Origin of the sequence: Bacillus sp. cl96 (genome assembly GCF_900100505.1) — a bacterium.
GTDB lineage: Bacteria > Bacillota > Bacilli > Bacillales > Bacillaceae_G > Bacillus_A > Bacillus_A cereus.
This window is the reverse complement of record NZ_FNDM01000005.1, coordinates 84,010-99,058: the sequence shown is the minus strand read 5'-3', so window position 1 is coordinate 99,058 and position 15,049 is coordinate 84,010. Positions and strand designations below refer to the sequence as shown.

Below are 15,049 nucleotides of genomic sequence, written 5' to 3'. Positions count from 1 at the left end.
GTGGGAATTATGTCAAAAATTTTAGTTTTAGAAGATGAATTAACGATCCGTAGCTTTATTGTTTTAAATTTAAAACGTGCTGGATTTTATGTAATAGAAGCTACTACTGGAGAAGAAGCGTTACAAATTTTGAGTGAACAAACTGTTGATATAGCACTGCTGGATGTAATGTTACCGGGGATTGATGGTTTAGAGGTTTGTAAGGCTATCAGGAAAGAAAATAAAAAAATGGGTATTATTATGTTAACCGCACGTGTACAAGATGAAGATAAGGTGCAAGGACTAGGAATGGGTGCAGATGATTATATTGCAAAACCGTTTAGTCCAGTAGTATTAACTGCACGTATACAGTCTTTATTAAGAAGAATAGAAGTACATGAAGAAAAAACGAATATTGTTACGTCAGGTCCATTTTCGTTAAATATTATAGAAGAAAGATTGTATAAAGATGGACAATTAGTCGATTTAACACCTACAGAGTATATGATATTACAGTATTTAATGAATCAGGCTTCAAAGCCAGTTTCGCGTGATGAAATTTTAAATATGATTTGGGGAACCAATTACGTAGGTGAGACGAAAGTAGTAGATGTAAATATGAGACGGTTACGTCAAAAGATAGAATGTAATCCATCAGAACCTGAATTTATTCTTACGGTGTGGGGAAAAGGATATGTGTGGAAGGAAAGTATGAGATGAAACGGAAAGTGACTTTATATTTTATGACGGTCATTACACTTATGCTTGTATTATTTGAAGTTGTATTTTCAGTCTCAATTTATCGATACTATTATAATGGTATTGTGCAATATATAGAGTCTCATGCGAAAACGAGTACACGTTTTTTTTCAGAATACAATTCACTATACTTTATTCGATTACAAGAATATAGTGGTGACATAATTAGTAGCTTTCAATTAGAAGGAACAGAATTACAGTTAATCGATCGTCACGGCTCGGTTATACAATCTTCAAGTGGTGAAAAGGTAGAAGGTAAAGTGAATATTCCACAATCATTATTAGAAGGTGAAATGTATAATCAAGTTACTACGAAAGGTAATAAAAAACAACTAGAGGTGCTAAGCCCACTTATACATCAAGGACAAACTATTGGTGTTTTAAAATATACGACTGTTTTAACAAATGTAAATAAAAAGATTATTGAAATTATTACGTTTACTATTTCTGTAGGTATTGTTATTTCGGGAGTCGTCTTCTTAATTAGTAGACGTTTGGCAAATTCATTTGTTGAGCCAATTGAATCCATTATTCAAGCCTCTTCACAAATTGCAGAAGGCACATTAAAGCAAAAAATTAAAGAAGATTATCCTGGAGAATTAGGTGACTTGGCACATAGTTTAAATTATATGGCCTATAAAATAGATAAGGCTGAGCAGATGAAAAATGAATTCATTGCTTCTATTTCGCACGAAATACGAACGCCTTTAACAGGAATTAAAGGTTGGAGTGAGACGTTAAAAACAGTAGATCATTTAACAGAAGAAGAAATAAAGCAAGGTATGGGCATTATTTCAGGTGAGACAGATAGATTGATTCATTTAGTAGAAGAATTGCTAGATTTTTCAAGATTACAATCAAATCATTTTAATTTATATAAACAAAAGGTTCAATTGTACGATATACTAGAGGAGACGATTTGGCAATTAACTCCTAAATCGGAAGAGAAGGAAATTCAATTTATTACTACTATAGACCGAATTGAATTGATGGGAGATCGAAATAGGCTAAAGCAAGTTTTCTTGAATATTGTTCAAAATGCAATTAAGTATTCACATAAAAAAAGCACAATACACATTGAAGCGACTAAAATAGAAGGACAAGCAGTGATTAAGGTAAGAGACGAAGGGATTGGAATTGCTAAAGAACATTTACCATATATTGAGCAATCATTTTACCAAATTAATAATCATGCTGCAGGTGCAGGTATTGGTTTAGCTATCGTTAAAAAAATGGTGGAGCTTCATGGCGGTGCGCTTAGTGTTACAAGTAAAGAAGGAATAGGAACAACAATTTTGATAAAACTCCCATTATAATACAAATAAAATCTATTTATATGGTGAAATAAAAATAAATAGATGTATAATTATATTGGGCGATTTATATATAAGATTAATAGGGAGAGGAATTCGATAGAATGGAAAAAGCTTTAAAAATTAAACAAATAGTAGTCGTTTTAATAGCGATTGCCGCAGTAGCTATTGGGTATTACATGTTTCAATCAATTACTTCACCAGCAAAAGCTGTTGCGAAACAAGAAAATGTAGTGCAGCTTGCAAGTGAACAGCCGAAAGTTGAAATGAATAAAACGGCACCAAGTCGTTTTAATGGAAAAGAAAGAAAAGTTGCTTATCTTACATTTGACGATGGGCCAGGGAAATATACGGCTGAATTATTAAATACGCTAAAACAACATGATGCGAAGGCGACGTTCTTTTTAATTGGAGCGAATGTAAAAGAATTTCCTGATTTAGTGAAACGTGAAAATGCTGAGGGTCATTATGTAGGCATGCATAGTATGACACATAATTTCGCAAAGTTATATAAAAATGGCGAGTATGTAAATGAGATGAAAGAAGATCAAGGTTTAATCGCTAATATTATTGGGAAATCACCTAAATTAACACGTCCTCCATATGGTTCGATGCCTGGATTGAATGAAGGTCTTCGAAATAAAGTGGTAGAAGGCGGATTTAAAGTATGGGATTGGACAATTGATTCATTAGATTGGAGATACAATAAAATGCCAGTTGATGCAGCTGCAGCACAAATTGCTCAAAACGTATTAACAAACGCAACAAAACCACAAGAAGTAATTTTAATGCATGATATTCACCCGCAATCAGTTGCTGCTGTGCCAGCAATTTTAAAGGGACTAAAAGAAAAAGGTTATGAGTTTGAAGCTTATCATGAAGAGAGTCACTTCCCAGTGAACTTCTGGCATGATAACCGTATGTAATGGAGGAATGAACGTTGAAGTATGGAAAAGTAGCAGTAGTTGGAGCATTATCAGTAGGACTTTTAACAGGTTGTTTCGGTGAAAAGCCAGAAGAAAATCTATATACAGCTTTTGAAACAGCAGCAACACAAGAAAAATCTTTAGTGGATGAAGCAAAAAAATTAGAGCAATTAGAGAAACAAGGGCAAGAATTATATGCTCAAATTTTGCAAGAAGGTAAAGAACATAATGAAGCAGTTGTGAAGAAAATAGAGCAAGCTACTGCAAATGTAGAAGATCGTGAAAAAGTATTGAAAAGTGAGAAAGAAATGCTAGAAAAAGCACAGAAGGAAACGAAGTCTGTTCAAAGTAATATAGAGAAGATTGAAGATAAGAAGTTACAAAAACAAGCAAAAGCAGTAGAAGAGTCGTATAAGAATCGTTATGATGCATTCCAAAAGATGAATGAAAATTACACGAAAGTGTTAGCGACTGAAAAAGAACTGTATGAAAAATTAAAAGTAAAAGAAACGAAATTAAAAGAAATCGGTGAAAAAGTTAAAACTGTTAATGAATTAAATGTGGAAGCACAAAAGTCGAAAGAGCAGTTTAACAAATTTACAAAAGAGTATAATGACAGTAAATTAGCATTCTACAAAGGTGCAGAAATTAAGATTAAAGATCAGAAATAAAGAAGAATCTAAAGTGTAATAAAAAGCCGGAGAAACATCGTTATAAATGTTTTTTCGGTTTTTTACGTTAAATGAATAGAAAAGACTGGAATTGATATCATAAAAGAGTTATAGTGAGTTATTCTAAGGGAAACATTGTAAAGTAAGGAGAATAGGAATATGTCATATGAATTTTTACTCAAATTAGGTTTAGCACTCTTTTTAGGATTATTCATCGGGATAGATAGGCAGCTAAAGAATAAACCACTTGGTGTGAAAACAAGTATGGTTATTTCTGTAGCAAGTTGTTTAATTACGATGGTTTCAATTGAATCTGTACATGTATATTCTGTTCCAGGACATACAAATATGGATCCGATGCGACTGGCCGCTCAAATTGTTAGTGGAATTGGTTTTCTTGGCGCGGGTGTCATTTTACGAAGAAGTAATGACGTTATTTCTGGATTAACAACAGCTTCTATGGTGTGGGCTGCTTCAGCTTTAGGGATCGCAATTGGTGCGGGATTTTATTTACAAGCGACAGTTGCGATGGTTTTAATTATTTTAGCGATTAATGTACTTCCGCAACTTGTGAAAATTGCAGGACCGTATTCATTAAGACAAAAGGATTTATCTATAAAAATTACTGTTAAAGAGCATCATGAGTTAGATGGTATATTTAAGCAAATTAAAAATTTAGGCATGCATGTGAAACGCGTGAAAATTAAAGATATAGATAGTGGAGCATTTCAGCAACTAGAGATGGTTATTTTAGCTCCAGAAGATTTATATACAACAGAGTTATATAGTTCCCTGAAAGAGATTGATCGAGTAGTTTCAGTTGAAGTGGAAAGTAGATAATTGTGATAAAAAAGAGTGAAGTGAATTCACTCTTTTTTATTTGGATTTTTAAGGAATGAAATTGATATAATGATGAGTAATAAAGGGGGGGAAATGATGGGAATACATATTAGAAGAGCAATAAAGGATGATATACAAGGTATAGCAAAGGTGCATGTCGATAGTTGGAAAGCAACGTATAAAGGGATATTTGCTGACGAAATTCTAGATAATATAGCATATGAGAAACGAGAAAAACAATGGGAAGATATTTTTCAAAAAGAGGGTAATCATCAATTTAGATTTGTAGCAGAGAATTTAAATGGAGAAATAGTTGGATTCATCGATGGGGGAGTAGAAAGAACTGGTACTTATAATTGTGATGGAGAATTATATGCAATCTACCTTTTACAAGAGTATCAAGGAATGAAAATAGGACAAAAGTTATTTCAAGCTTTATTATCGGATTGTATAAATAATGATATGCAATCACTTTTAGTTTGGGTTGTTACGAATAATCCTTCTAAAAAGTTTTATGAAAAATTTAACCCAGAAAAAATTGATACAAAATTTTTAGAGCGATTACAGGTAGAAGAGACAGCATATTGCTGGAGAGATATAAATAATATTATTATGTAAATTTTATGTTTGAAAGAGGTATACCAATTAAGGTATACCTCTTTTGTTTAAACATTTTGGATAGATTACTAATGAAAAATAGTAAGTATGTAGTTTGAAACTGAGTATTTTTTTGTGTATTTTTAACTAGATCAAAGAAAAGAGGGAAAACAATAAAAATTAAAGCAGATAAAAAAATTCTGAAATATACTATTGAATTGAATATCATTATCAATTAGAATCATAGTTGATAACGATATTCAATTATCAATTGTAATATGAAATTCTCATAGCGTTAATATAAAGAGGAGGACCAACATGCAGCATGCGAAACAAATCGCAGAACATGCAACATTACAAAGCTTTTTAAACTGTTATTTAAGAGAAACAGGGAGTGGAGAATGGATTACAGAGGATGAAAGAATGAAGAGTATCTTCAGTAATACGTTGAATAGAGATACAGTCCCCACATATTTATGTTGTCGGCTATCGGCACAGAACGTTACTTTGTATGGAGAAGTTATATATAAATCATCAACAGATCGCCATTTGTTTGGAGAACAATTTTATTATCAAATTGGAGATAGTAATTCTGTTATTACAGCAGATTACGTTACAGTTATTACATTTTTAATAAAAGAGATGTCTATCAACTACGGAGAAGGAACGAATCCTGCGGAACTTATGCTTCGAGTCATTCGTAGTTGTCAAAATATTGAGGAATTTACAAAAGAGAGAATAGAAGATAAATCCGCATTATACGGTTTCCATACAACTTTTATAGAAGCGGAGCAGTCTTTATTATTTGGGCATTTAACTCATCCTACACCAAAGAGTAGACAGGGGATATTGGATTGGAAAAGTGCAATGTATTCTCCAGAATTAAAAGGAGAATGTCAGCTTCATTATTTTCGGGCACATAAAAGTATAGTAAATGAAAAATCATTATTATCAGATTCTACAACAATGATTATAAAAGAAGAATTAAGCAATGATGAGACGGTTAGTAAGGAATTTATAGCGAAGTACTGTAAGGAAGATCAATATGCATTAATTCCAATTCATCCGCTTCAGGCAGAATGGCTCTTGCATCAAGCTTACGTACAAGATTGGATAGTTCAAGAATTGCTTGAGTATATTGGACCTATAGGTAAGTATTATATGGCAACATCATCACTAAGGACACTGTATCATCCCGATTCGAAGTATATGCTTAAGTTTTCATTTCCGGTGAAAGTAACGAATTCAATGCGTATTAATAAACTGAAAGAACTTGAGAGTGGTCTTGAAGGGAAGGAAATGTTAAATACGGCTATTGGTGAAGTACGAGAAAGATTTCCAGGATTTGATTTTATTTGTGATCCAGCCTTTATTACATTAAATTATGGAACACAAGAATCTGGATTTGAAGTAATTATTCGTGAGAATCCTTTTTATAGTGAACATGCAAACGACGCAACATTAATTGCTGGGCTAGTTCAAGACGCTATACCTGGAGAGCGTACGCGGTTATCGAATATTATTCATCGTCTAGCAGATTTAGAAAGTAAAAGCTGTGAAGAAGTAAGCTTAGAGTGGTTTAGACGATATATGAATATTTCTTTAAAGCCAATGGTATGGATGTATTTACAGTATGGTGTTGCATTAGAAGCTCATCAGCAAAATAGCGTTGTTCAGCTAAAAGACGGTTATCCGGTCAAATATTATTTCCGTGATAATCAAGGATTTTATTTCTGTAATTCAATGAAAGAAAAGCTTAATAATGAATTAGCTGGTATTGGAGAACGTACTGGAAATTTATATGACGACTATATTGTGGATGAGAGATTTCGTTACTACTTAATTTTCAATCATATGTTTGGCCTCATTAATGGTTTTGGCACAGCAGGATTAATTAAGGAGGAAATTCTTCTCTCGGAATTAAGGTCTGTACTTGAATCATTCCTTCCGTATAACCGGGAACCTTCAACATTTTTAAGAGAATTATTGGACGAAGATAAGTTAGCGTGTAAAGCAAATTTACTAACGAGATTTTTCGATGTCGATGAGTTAAGTAATCCATTAGAGCAAGCAATTTATGTGCAAGTACATAATCCGCTCGTTAGAGAAGTGGCTGTTCGTTCATAAATAGCGTTAAAATTTCACGTAATACAAATAATGGTATTTTGTCATAAGGTGGAGGGTTTTATGAGAGTGGACATGTATCATACGAAAGTATTGAAGGCGCTCGAATCAGAAGATTACATTTCAGTAAGAAGAAGAGTGCTACGTCAATTAGTAGAATCGTTAATTTATGAGGGGATTATTACACCGGTTCGCATAGAAAAAGAAGAACAAATTCTTTTTCTAATACAAGGACTGGATGAAGAAGACAAAAGTGTCACGTACAAATGCTATGGCAGGGAACGGATGACATTTGGACGTATTTCTTTAGACTCATTAATAGTAAGAGTCCAAGATGAACAGCAAGAAATACAGTCTGTCTCGCAATTTCTAGAAGAAGTTTTTCGGGTTACTAGTGTAGAACAAGCTAAATTAGATTCTTTTATGCACGAATTAGAACAAACAATATTTAAAGACACGATTGCACAATATGAAAGAAATAATAAGAGAGAATATACTCAAAAATCTTACGATGAGTTTGAAAGCCAATTAATAGATGGCCATCCATATCATCCTAGTTATAAAGCACGTGTTGGATTTCAATATCGTGACAATTTTCAATATGGTTATGAATTTATGCAGCCAATAAAACTCATATGGATTGCAGCACATAAGAATTATGCGACTGTAGGTTATGAGAATGAAGTGATGTATAACAACATTTTAAAAGAGGAGATTGGCGATCGTAAATTAGAAGAGTTTATGGAACGAATTCGTAATAAGGGATGTAATCCAAAACAGTACGTGTTTATACCTGTTCACCCATGGCAGTGGGAGAATTTCATCATTTCAAATTATGCGGATCATATACAGGGTAAATTTATTATTTATTTAGGAACATCAGAGGACGATTATTGCGCGCAACAGTCAATGAGAACGTTAAGAAATATTACGAGTCCAAAGAAACCGTACGTTAAATTATCGATGAATTTACTCAACACTTCAACACTTCGTACGCTGAAACCATACTCTGTTGTAAGTGCACCAGTAATATCAAATTGGTTAAATGATGTTGTAAGTAATGACGCCTATTTAATGGATGAAGCACGTTTAATCTTGTTAAGTGAGTTTTCAAGTGTAACGTATGACACGAATAAGAAAGCTATATATGGTTCATTAGGATGTATTTGGCGCGAAAGCGTTCACAAGTATTTAGATGCACAAGAGGATGCAATTCCTTTTAATGGTTTATACGCTAAAGAGAAAGATGGTACACCAATTATTGATGCGTGGTTGAATAAATATGGAATGAAGGATTGGCTACAATTACTTATTCAAAAAGCGATAATACCAGTTATACATCTTGTTGTAGAGCATGGCATCGCACTGGAATCACATGGACAAAATATGATTCTAGTCCATAAAGAAGGGGTGCCTGTTCGTATTGCGTTAAAGGATTTTCATGAAGGGCTTGAGTTTTATCGTCCATATTTGAAAGAAGTTGACAAATGTCCCGACTTTACTAAAATGCATAAAACATATGCGAATGGAAAAATGAATGATTTCTTTGAAATGGATCGCATTGAATGTTTGCAAGAGATGGTGTTAGATGCACTATTTCTGTTTAATTTAGGAGAATTAGCATTCGTACTTGCGGATGAGTATGGATTGAAAGAAGAACATTTTTGGATGATGGTTGTTGAAGAAATTGAAAATCATTTAAGAATATATCCACATTTGAAAGGTAGATTTGAAAATATTCAATTATATGCACCTACATTCTATGCTGAACAATTAACGAAACGTCGATTATATATGGATGTGGAATCGCTTGTTCATGAAGTTCCAAATCCATTGTATAGAGTAAGACAACTTATGAAACAAAAATCAGCTGTTACAGGGGGAAATTATGCTAATCGTTAATAAACAAGAGTATAGCAAAAGTGATTTTGAATTGAGATTACAAGTTTATGAGGAAATGGAACAATTTCAAAAAGCAGAAGGAAATAGATTTGCACTTTGTCTGAAAGATCCATTCGATATTATTACGCTTGTGTTTTTCTTAAAAGAAAAGAAATCATCAGTATTACTTATACATGAAGATACGCCAAAAGAAACGACTATTGAAATGGCAAAGCGTGCGAATTGTGTAGGGATTTTATATGGAGAATATGGCGATTTTACAAAATTAGAAGTAGGGAACTTTTTACTAGAAGAGCCTTCTTTATTGCAATATAGTTCGGGAACTACGGGAGAACCGAAACTGATTCGTAGAGCATGGACGGAAGTTGATACAGAAATTACTGCCTATAATGAAGCTTTAAACTGTGAAGTAGATGAAGTGCCAATCGTTATGGCTCCTGTTTCACATTCATACGGACTAATATGTGGTACGTTATCAGCAATTACGAGGGGGAGCAAGCCTGTAATCATTACGAACAAAAATCCTAAATTCGCATTAAATATAGTTCGCAATACAGAAAAACATATTATATATGCAGTACCACTTATGTTACACATTATGGGGAGTTTTCCATTAGGAACGTTCCAGTTTCATAAAATTATGACATCAGGATCGCCTTTGCCAGAAGCACTATTTTATAAACTAAAAAAAATGACAACATATATGATGCAGCAATACGGTTGTTCTGAAGCAGGTTGTATTAGTATATGTCATGATATGAAAAGCCATTTAGATTTAGGAAACCCTCTACCTCATGCAAGTATAAGCATAGGTTCAGATGAAAATGCACCGGAAGAAATCGTCGTGAAAATGAATGATAAGGAAATTTTCACGAAGGATTTAGGGTATAAATCTGAGCGTGGCATTCATTTTATGGGGCGTATGGACGATGTAATTAATGTCTCAGGATTAAAAGTCTTTCCTATAGAGGTAGAAGAAACGATGCTTCGATTGGAAGGTGTGCAAGAGGCAATTGTATATCGGGGGAAACATCCTGTGATGGGCGAAATAGTTAAAGCGAAAGTGATCTCTCATGTTGATCCAGTGAAAATAAGAGAATGGTGTATTCAGCACTTACCTTCTTATAAAGTTCCGCATGAAATTGAAAGTGTAAATGAAATTCCTAAAAATAAAACTGGAAAAGTAAGTAGAAAGTTACTAGAGATGGGAGAGGTTACAACATGAGACGGGAAGCGTTAAAGAATGCCGTGTTAAAAATTATGATAGAAAAAATGGAACTGAAAAATGTAACGCATTTAGAAGAAACGATGCGCTTAAATCAAGATTTATATATAGATTCGGTAATGATGTTACAGCTTATTGTATACATAGAAATGGATGTAAAGCTATGCGTTCCAGAGGATGAGGTAGACCCAAAGGCATTTCTTACTGTAGGATCTTTGCTTGATTTTATGGAAGAGTTAGAGCCGTTACAGGAAGTAAATGTGAATAACTAACCTTTAGGAAAGTGGATGAGAGTATGACTTCAATTAAAGTGCACTGTTTAGTGAGTTGTTTTTGTGAAATTATAAAAATGCGTAGCGACATTGATTTTCGTCCATTTTATTTTGGACTATGGGATGGAGATTTTGATATAACACAAGGCGGAATTATTTCATATCACTCTGAAAACATTAACCATGATCATTATTTACTTTGGTTTGAAAAATTGTACGGTATTAAAGTAAACGAATGGTATGATCATGCAAAAGATAAAGATAGCAATGTAGAAACGTTTTTAGAATTAGTAGAAAACAAGCCGGAAAATCGTTATGTCATTGTAATGGTTGATATGTCTCTATTACCAGAGAGGGAAAATAAATTTCATCAAAAACCGTTTCCACATTATTTAATGATATCAAAAACAGAGAAAGAAGAAGAGTGGTTCATGCTAGATCCTGATTTTCGTTGGGAAGGAAATATGGAAAGAGAAAAAGTACTTCACTCTATTCAAGATAACCCATTTGGTGGAGGTTATTTCATTGATATAGAAGGAATTGGGGAGCCAACGCAAGAAACAGTAGCTAGTTATTTCACAGAAACATTCAAAAAGAACGACAATGAACTGACTATGGAACTGAAAAATTTAATTGTAAAAATGGCAAATGAGGAAGAAGGATATGCGCTTTCTGGACTTGTAGCAGCAGTAAAACAAATACCAGTACTTGCAATTCGTAAATATAGTTATGAGCATGCCTTTGCATACTTCCGTGAAACGTTGCAATATTCGGAGCAAGAATTTGATTATTGGTGTGATCGGGTAGAGGATATTGTACAAGGATTTACAAATGTACAGTATCGTGCAATTAAAATGGCAATGACGAATAATAAAGGTATGCTAGTATCGATTATTGAAAAACTGGATGAAATGAATGCAATTGAACTGCAAATTAAGAAGGAATTAGAGAGACAGTTTCTATCATGGAAAGGTATGAAAACAAATCAATCTGTCGCAACTCTTTAATAAGCTAACTGAATTTAAGATAGGGGAGTTTAATACTATGAAATATTCGCTATGTACCATTTCATTTCGTCATCAATTAATTTCATTTACTGATATTGTTCAATTTGCATATGAAAACGGTTTTGAAGGAATTGAATTATGGGGGACGCATGCACAAAATTTGTACATGCAAGAACGTGAAACGACAGAACGAGAATTGAATTTTCTAAAGGATAAAAACTTAGAAATTACGATGATAAGTGATTACTTAGATATATCATTATCAGCAGATTTTGAAAAAACGATAGAGAAAAGTGAACAACTTGTAGTACTAGCTAATTGGTTTAATACGAATAAAATTCGCACGTTTGCTGGGCAAAAAGGGAGCAAGGACTTCTCGGAACAAGAGAGAAAAGAGTATGTGAAGCGAATACGTAAGATTTGTGATGTGTTTGCTCAGAACAATATGTATGTGCTGTTAGAAACACATCCCAATACACTAACGGACACATTGCCTTCTACTATAGAGTTATTAGAAGAAGTAAACCATCCGAATTTAAAAATAAATCTTGATTTTCTTCATATATGGGAGTCTGGCGCAGATCCAATAGACAGTTTCCATCGATTAAAGCCGTGGACACTACATTACCATTTTAAGAATATATCTTCAGCGGATTATTTGCATGTGTTTGAACCTAATAATGTATATGCTGCAGCAGGAAGTCGTATAGGTATGGTTCCGTTATTTGAAGGTATTGTAAATTATGATGAGATTATTCAGGAAGTGAGAAATACGGATCTTTTTGCTTCCTTAGAATGGTTTGGACATAATTCAAAAGAGATATTAAAAGAAGAAATGAAAGTATTAATAAATAGAAAATTAGAAGTAGTAACTTCGTAATGTGAAATGATGTGAGAGTCTCGTTTAGAGGCTCTTTTTTTATGGTAAAAAATAACCAAAAATTTCCATGTATTTTAATTTGAATTTAACACAATTTATATATAAATAAGGAGGTGATTGGTAATGGCTAGAAATCGTAATTCTAATCAATTAGCATCACATGGAGCACAAGCAGCTTTAGATCAAATGAAGTATGAAATTGCACAAGAGTTCGGTGTACAACTTGGAGCTGATACTTCTTCACGTGCAAACGGTTCTGTAGGCGGTGAAATCACAAAACGCCTAGTAGCGATGGCAGAACAACAGCTTGGTGGCGGATATACTCGCTAAATGTATAAGGTTATAGGAGAAAGGAAGGATTCTTCCTTTCTTTTTTTTTCAATTAATTGGTATGGATATATAGTGAACAGAATTCAAAGAATAGAAGTAATACTATATTTTACCCAATTTCTTTTGTTGTGAATGGGAAGTATTAAAGATGTAATAGCCCTGGTGGAATGAAAATTATGTTCCAACAGGGCTATTATATGGTAAGAAATATATGATGAAAGGTTCCGAAATCAACATGTTAAAAAAAGAAAACTGTTGTTTAATTGCGCTTGCATCAGTTCCACTTGTCATGACATTAGGGAATTCAATGCTCATTCCAATCTTGCCGACAATTGAAAAGAAATTACATATTTCATCGTTTCAAGTATCCATGATTATTACAATTTACTCTATCGTAGCCATTTTACTTATACCGATTGCTGGTTATTTATCAGATAGATGGGGACGAAAGATGGTAATGGTTCCGAGTTTGCTGATTGCGGCTATAGGAGGAGCGATAACTGGTTGGGTATCATGGAAAATTGATAATCCCTACATTTGGATACTAATCGGTAGAGCGATTCAAGGTATTGGTGCTGCTGGTGCAATGCCGGTTGTTATACCGTGTGTTGGTGATTTATACAAAGATGAAAAACAAGTTAGTACAGGGTTGGGAATCATTGAGACATCCAATACATTTGGAAAAGTGCTGAGCCCTATTTTAGGATCTGCTCTTGCTGCCATTGTATGGTTCTTACCATTTTGGGCGATTCCAGTTTTATGTGTCGTATCAATTGTTTTGTTACTTGTTCTAGTAAAGGCAAAGAAACAAGAAGGAGAAGTACCACCACTTAAAGAGTTTATAAAATCTATTCTGTCTACGTTTCGAGAAAAAGGAAGATGGTTAATTGCCATTTTTGCATTAGGTGCAATTATTATGCTTATTTTATTCGGAATTCTCTTTTATTTGTCGACTATACTGGAATCAAAGTATGACATTCATGGTATATGGAAAGGGTGTGTGCTTGCTATCCCGTTACTTGTACTGTCACTTAGTTCCTATATGGCCGGTAAAAAAATTGGAGATAATCAAAATGTTATGAAGAAGTGTATTTATATTGGTTTTTTAATGGCAGCTGCATCAGTCATCATTCCTTTATTTATAAAAGGGATTTATTTACTACTTCTTTGTCTCGTTATTATGGGGATAGGGATTGGTATGGCACTCCCATGTTTAGATGCCCTCATTACACAAGGAATTGAAAAGGAGCAAAGGGGAACGGTTACGTCATTTTATAGTTCAATGCGATTTATCGGTGTAGCAGCTGGACCACCTTTATATTCTTTTTTCATGAAAGGGGCGGACCATGAAGTGTTTTATTTGACAAGTATTTTCGCTGCCATTGGTGCTGTCATAGCAATCATTTGGATTAAACCAGCAAAGGATGCAAAGACGGTAAAACAGAAACCAGAGCCTACTTCATAATTTGTAAGAGAATTGCATGATGTTTTGAGTAACATGCAATTCTCTTTCGTTCATTAAGAATAAATAACTTGTTTTAACATATAAAGCGCGACACCCCATATGATGAGACCAGAAAATTTATTTAATAATAAAATTGTCTTTCCGGTTGAGTCTAGTCTTTTTAGAAATTTCCCCGCTAACGCTAAGCTTATAAACCAAATCCAAGAAACGATAATAGTTGCAAGTGTGAAAGCCCATTTTTCACTTCCTATGTATTGAATAGAATTTGTTCCAATTACACCGATTGTGTCTAAAATAGCATGTGGATTTAATAACGAAACGGATGCTGCGAAAAGGATTTGCTTTTTTAAGGGCATACTTTTTTCTTGTTTTACATCGTTGGAAGGGTTACTTCTCCAAATAACAAAGCCCATGTATAGGAGAAAGAAAAATCCAACTATATATAACGAGTTAGTTAGCCAAGAAAAAGTAAGGAGTACAAGGGAGACACCTTGCACTGCAATCAATATGAGTAACGTATCACATATAGAGGCAGTTAATATTACGGGGGCTGCCCTCCAAATGTTTGGTTGGCTCGCACCTTGGTTAAAGACAAAAACATTTTGTACACCTAATGGAATGATAAGTCCAAATGCAAGAATGATACCATGAATAATTGCTTCACTCATCATATTACCTCCTATTTTAATTCATTATGATAGTGTATATTGTATAGAAGAAATGAAAATTTGTATCCATCCATATGGTTGGGGAGGTTAC

Annotated in this window: 15 protein-coding genes; 14 read left to right on the top strand and 1 reads right to left on the bottom strand. The window is 33.7% G+C overall.

What is annotated here, in order from left to right:
- The first annotated feature begins 9 nt into the window (after positions 1 to 9).
- From BLT20_RS13070 to BLT20_RS13005, 14 genes are all read left to right on the top strand, one after another.
- Positions 10 to 699 (top strand): response regulator transcription factor, encoded by a 690-nt coding sequence (locus BLT20_RS13070; RefSeq protein ID WP_000036073.1) that lies wholly within the window; start codon positions 10 to 12, stop codon positions 697 to 699.
- Positions 696 to 2,054: a sensor histidine kinase gene (locus BLT20_RS13065; RefSeq protein WP_000824534.1), complete on the top strand. Its 1,359-nt coding sequence runs from the start codon at positions 696 to 698 to the stop codon at positions 2,052 to 2,054. The genes BLT20_RS13070 and BLT20_RS13065 overlap by 4 nt, the downstream gene beginning before the upstream one ends.
- A gap of 101 nt (positions 2,055 to 2,155) precedes the next feature.
- Positions 2,156 to 2,977 carry a peptidoglycan-N-acetylglucosamine deacetylase gene (locus BLT20_RS13060; RefSeq protein ID WP_000409484.1) on the top strand — a complete coding sequence of 274 codons (822 nt, stop codon included), beginning with the start codon at positions 2,156 to 2,158 and terminating at the stop codon, positions 2,975 to 2,977.
- A gap of 14 nt (positions 2,978 to 2,991) precedes the next feature.
- The gene (locus BLT20_RS13055; RefSeq protein ID WP_000873573.1) at positions 2,992 to 3,648 is read left to right on the top strand and encodes a YkyA family protein; all 657 of its coding nucleotides are present in this window, start codon (positions 2,992 to 2,994) and stop codon (positions 3,646 to 3,648) included.
- A gap of 159 nt (positions 3,649 to 3,807) precedes the next feature.
- A complete protein-coding gene (locus BLT20_RS13050; protein ID WP_000119510.1) occupies positions 3,808 to 4,488 on the top strand; it encodes an MgtC/SapB family protein in 681 nt (226 codons plus the stop codon).
- Positions 4,489 to 4,584: 96 nt separating this feature from the next.
- Entirely contained in the window at positions 4,585 to 5,106 is a 522-nt protein-coding gene (locus tag BLT20_RS13045; protein ID WP_000511208.1) for a GNAT family N-acetyltransferase, read from the top strand.
- Positions 5,107 to 5,403: 297 nt separating this feature from the next.
- The gene (locus BLT20_RS13040; RefSeq protein WP_001163348.1) at positions 5,404 to 7,212 is read left to right on the top strand and encodes an IucA/IucC family protein; all 1,809 of its coding nucleotides are present in this window, start codon (positions 5,404 to 5,406) and stop codon (positions 7,210 to 7,212) included.
- A gap of 60 nt (positions 7,213 to 7,272) precedes the next feature.
- Positions 7,273 to 9,111 carry an IucA/IucC family protein gene (locus BLT20_RS13035; protein ID WP_001261824.1) on the top strand — a complete coding sequence of 613 codons (1,839 nt, stop codon included), beginning with the start codon at positions 7,273 to 7,275 and terminating at the stop codon, positions 9,109 to 9,111.
- Positions 9,098 to 10,336 carry an AMP-binding protein gene (locus BLT20_RS13030; RefSeq protein WP_000909577.1) on the top strand — a complete coding sequence of 413 codons (1,239 nt, stop codon included), beginning with the start codon at positions 9,098 to 9,100 and terminating at the stop codon, positions 10,334 to 10,336. Before BLT20_RS13035 ends, BLT20_RS13030 begins: the two co-directional genes overlap by 14 nt.
- Positions 10,333 to 10,608: a petrobactin biosynthesis protein AsbD gene (asbD, locus tag BLT20_RS13025; protein WP_001250560.1), complete on the top strand. Its 276-nt coding sequence runs from the start codon at positions 10,333 to 10,335 to the stop codon at positions 10,606 to 10,608. Before BLT20_RS13030 ends, asbD begins: the two co-directional genes overlap by 4 nt.
- A gap of 23 nt (positions 10,609 to 10,631) precedes the next feature.
- On the top strand, positions 10,632 to 11,615 hold the full coding sequence (locus tag BLT20_RS13020; RefSeq protein WP_000200691.1) for a DUF6005 family protein: 984 nt from the start codon (positions 10,632 to 10,634) through the stop codon (positions 11,613 to 11,615).
- A gap of 37 nt (positions 11,616 to 11,652) precedes the next feature.
- A complete protein-coding gene (locus BLT20_RS13015; RefSeq protein ID WP_000877687.1) occupies positions 11,653 to 12,495 on the top strand; it encodes a sugar phosphate isomerase/epimerase family protein in 843 nt (280 codons plus the stop codon).
- A gap of 123 nt (positions 12,496 to 12,618) precedes the next feature.
- Positions 12,619 to 12,825, top strand: coding sequence for an alpha/beta-type small acid-soluble spore protein (locus BLT20_RS13010; protein ID WP_000113545.1), 207 nt, complete (start codon positions 12,619 to 12,621; stop codon positions 12,823 to 12,825).
- 235 nt (positions 12,826 to 13,060) lie between these two features.
- Positions 13,061 to 14,290: a bacillibactin exporter BcbE gene (locus BLT20_RS13005; RefSeq protein WP_025921900.1), complete on the top strand. Its 1,230-nt coding sequence runs from the start codon at positions 13,061 to 13,063 to the stop codon at positions 14,288 to 14,290.
- A 53-nt stretch (positions 14,291 to 14,343) separates the two neighbouring features.
- On the opposite strand, the gene BLT20_RS13000 is transcribed toward BLT20_RS13005, so the two are convergent.
- Entirely contained in the window at positions 14,344 to 14,958 is a 615-nt protein-coding gene (locus BLT20_RS13000) for a LysE/ArgO family amino acid transporter (protein WP_001287291.1), read from the bottom strand.
- Between the last annotated feature and the right edge of the window lie 91 nt (positions 14,959 to 15,049).

Bases quoted from the DNA above. Each gene is read 5' to 3' on its own strand.
- BLT20_RS13050 (WP_000119510.1), top strand. From the start codon at position 3,808: ATGTCATATGAATTTTTACTCAAATTAGGTTTAGCACTCTTTTTAGGA.
- BLT20_RS13015 (WP_000877687.1), top strand. From the start codon at position 11,653: ATGAAATATTCGCTATGTACCATTTCATTTCGTCATCAATTAATTTCA.
- BLT20_RS13045 (WP_000511208.1), top strand. From the start codon at position 4,585: ATGGGAATACATATTAGAAGAGCAATAAAGGATGATATACAAGGTATA.
- BLT20_RS13030 (WP_000909577.1), top strand. From the start codon at position 9,098: ATGCTAATCGTTAATAAACAAGAGTATAGCAAAAGTGATTTTGAATTG.
- BLT20_RS13005 (WP_025921900.1), top strand. From the start codon at position 13,061: ATGTTAAAAAAAGAAAACTGTTGTTTAATTGCGCTTGCATCAGTTCCA.
- BLT20_RS13060 (WP_000409484.1), top strand. From the start codon at position 2,156: ATGGAAAAAGCTTTAAAAATTAAACAAATAGTAGTCGTTTTAATAGCG.
- BLT20_RS13065 (WP_000824534.1), top strand. From the start codon at position 696: ATGAAACGGAAAGTGACTTTATATTTTATGACGGTCATTACACTTATG.
- BLT20_RS13020 (WP_000200691.1), top strand. From the start codon at position 10,632: ATGACTTCAATTAAAGTGCACTGTTTAGTGAGTTGTTTTTGTGAAATT.
- BLT20_RS13010 (WP_000113545.1), top strand. From the start codon at position 12,619: ATGGCTAGAAATCGTAATTCTAATCAATTAGCATCACATGGAGCACAA.
- BLT20_RS13040 (WP_001163348.1), top strand. From the start codon at position 5,404: ATGCAGCATGCGAAACAAATCGCAGAACATGCAACATTACAAAGCTTT.
- BLT20_RS13070 (WP_000036073.1), top strand. From the start codon at position 10: ATGTCAAAAATTTTAGTTTTAGAAGATGAATTAACGATCCGTAGCTTT.
- BLT20_RS13000 (WP_001287291.1), bottom strand. From the start codon at position 14,958: ATGAGTGAAGCAATTATTCATGGTATCATTCTTGCATTTGGACTTATC.
- asbD (WP_001250560.1), top strand. From the start codon at position 10,333: ATGAGACGGGAAGCGTTAAAGAATGCCGTGTTAAAAATTATGATAGAA.
- BLT20_RS13035 (WP_001261824.1), top strand. From the start codon at position 7,273: ATGAGAGTGGACATGTATCATACGAAAGTATTGAAGGCGCTCGAATCA.